Genomic DNA, 2392 nt, shown 5'->3' with positions numbered 1-2392 from the left:
AGCCCTCCCCGTCGCCCCCGCCACCGTCCTGCTGGTCCTCTTCCTCGCCGGCCCCATCGCCTACTGCGTCTCCATCGCCTTCACCGACCTCCAGCTCACCGGCCAGGCCGAGGACTCCTTCGTCGGCTTCGAGAACTTCCGGACCGCCTTCGGCGACGAGGCGTTCCGCAACGCCGTGTGGCTGACCCTCGTCTTCACCGTCGTCTCGGCGCTGCTGGGCCAGAACACCCTGGGTCTGGCCCTGGCCGCGCTGATGCGGCGCGCCTCGAAGCCCGTGCGCACCCTCGTCGGCGGCATCGTCGTCACCGCCTGGGTGCTGCCGGAGGTGGTCGCCGGCTTCCTGCTGTACGCCTTCTTCCGCCGCGAGGGCACCCTCAACGCCGTCCTGGACTGGCTCGGTCTCCCCGCCCAGAACTGGCTGTACACCCTGCCGATCCTGGCGGTGTCGTTCGCGAACGTCTGGCGGGGGACGGCGTTCTCGATGCTGGTGTACTCCGCGGCGCTCGACGAGATCCCGAAGGAGATCACGGAGGCCGCGGAGGTCGACGGCGCGAGCGGCCCGCGCCGCCTGTGGCACATCACCCTCCCGATGATCCGCCGCTCCATCGGCACGAACCTCATGCTCATCACCCTCCAGACCCTCTCCGTCTTCGGGCTGATCTGGGTGATGACGAGAGGCGGCCCCGGCGGCCGGAGCCAGACGCTCCCGCTGTTCATGTACGAGGAGGCCTTCCAGAAGAGCATGATCGGCTACGGCACGGCGGTCGCGCTGCTGCTCCTGGTGGTGGGTTCCCTCTTCTCGGTCGTGTATCTGCGGCTGCTGCGAACGGAGGTCTGACCCGGTGCCGACCAGAACCCCGACACCCGCCGTGCCGACCAGAACCCGGACACCCGCCTCGCGCAGGACCCTGCGGCGCCGGCTGACCGCCGACGCCGGACTGCTCGTCGTGGCCGCCGCGTTCGTCCTGCCCCTCGCCTGGGTGGTCCTGTCGTCCGTGGACGCCCGCGCCGACCTCCGGGTCCGGCTCCCGGACTCCGTGACCCTCGCCAACTACGAGGCGGTCCTCACCCCGGAGATCACCGTCACGCCGCTGCTGAACAGTCTGCTGCTGTGCGGCGGCGGGACCGCGCTGACCGTGGTGTGCGCCGCCCTCGCCGCCTACCCCCTGTCCCGCTTCCGCTCCCGCCTGAACCGCCCCTTCCTCCTGACGATCCTCTTCGCGACGAGCCTCCCGATCACGGCGATCATGGTCCCGGTGTACGCCCTGTTCGTGCGGGTGAATCTGATCGACACCCACGAGGGCACGATCCTCTTCTTCGCCGCCTCCCAACTGCCGTTCGCCATCTGGCTGATGAAGAACTTCATGGACGGCGTGCCGAAGGAGCTGGAGGAGGCGGCGTGGACGGACGGCGCCTCGCCCCTGCAGTCGCTGCTGCGGATCGTGCTGCCCCTGATGGGGCCGGGCGTCGCGGTCGTGACCGTGTTCTCGTTCGTGATGATGTGGGGCAACTTCTTCGTCCCGTTCATGCTGCTGCTCACCCCGGACCAGATGCCGGCCGCGGTGAGCATCAACGAGTTCTTCGGCAACAAGGGGACGGTGGTCTACGGGCAGTTGGCGGCGTTCTCGGTGATCTACTCGACCCCGGTGATCCTGCTGTACGTGGGCGTGGCCCGGCGTCTGGGCGGTGGCTTCGCCCTGGGCGGCGCGGTCAAGGGCTGACCTGGTCCAGCACTCCGTCCCGGAACGGCTCCAGGCCCACCACCCGGCGGACCCGCACCGGTTCGATCAGGATCATCAGCCGGCGCTCCCCGGGCAGCAGCCAGGGATACCGTTCCTCGCCGATGTACTTCAGGGTGAGCCGGTCCATGGAGCGTGCGGCCTCCTCGCCCTCCACGAACCGCACGGCGCGGCCCCGGATCTCGGCCCGGTCGTAGGGGTTGTGGGGGTCGTGGTGGGACAGGGAGACGAGCGGGTTGCGGCGGAGGTTCTCCTCCTTCACCCGGCCCACGGAGGTGTTGACCATGACGTACTCGGTGTCGCCGGCGGTGTGGAGGTCCACCCACATGGGGGACACCTGGGGCGCCCCGTCGGGGCCGACCGTGGCCAGATGCCAGAAGTGGGGGGGCGAGGAGACGTGCGCGTATGTGGTCGTCCAGCTTCGTCATACGGCCATGCCTACCCAGGTCACTCGGACCACAAGGATCACAGAACCCGTAGGTTCCTACAATCCGTGATTGTGGCCGAACAGCCCGTAGTCACCGCAGTCCCGCGCCCCTACGTTGTGCGCGTGCACCGACGCTCAGCCCGTGAACGGCAGCCCCAGCACCCGCACCGTCGACCGACACATCCGAGCCCCGATCCGATCCGGGCCCCGGCCCCCGACCCCGGCC

The 2392-nt window shown here is 69.4% G+C and carries 2 protein-coding genes and 1 pseudogene; 2 read left to right on the top strand and 1 reads right to left on the bottom strand.

The window, feature by feature from the left end:
• Positions 1 to 838, top strand: an 838-nt coding sequence (locus tag AOK23_RS43550; RefSeq protein ID WP_055717868.1) for a carbohydrate ABC transporter permease, incomplete at its 5' end; no start/stop codon positions are given.
• Between the two features lie 4 nt (positions 839 to 842).
• On the top strand, positions 843 to 1721 hold the full coding sequence (locus AOK23_RS43545) for a carbohydrate ABC transporter permease (RefSeq protein WP_420823809.1): 879 nt from the start codon (positions 843 to 845) through the stop codon (positions 1719 to 1721).
• Here AOK23_RS43545 and AOK23_RS43540 read toward each other — a convergent pair.
• Positions 1711 to 2167: pseudogene (locus AOK23_RS43540) on the bottom strand (PPOX class F420-dependent oxidoreductase). The gene AOK23_RS43545 and the pseudogene AOK23_RS43540 overlap by 11 nt on opposite strands.
• Positions 2168 to 2392: the final 225 nt, after the last annotated feature.

Origin of the sequence: Streptomyces torulosus (genome assembly GCF_001419765.1) — a bacterium.
GTDB lineage: Bacteria > Actinomycetota > Actinomycetes > Streptomycetales > Streptomycetaceae > Streptomyces > Streptomyces torulosus.
The sequence above is the reverse complement of the archived record's forward strand: the minus strand, read 5'-3'. Positions and strand labels throughout refer to the sequence as shown.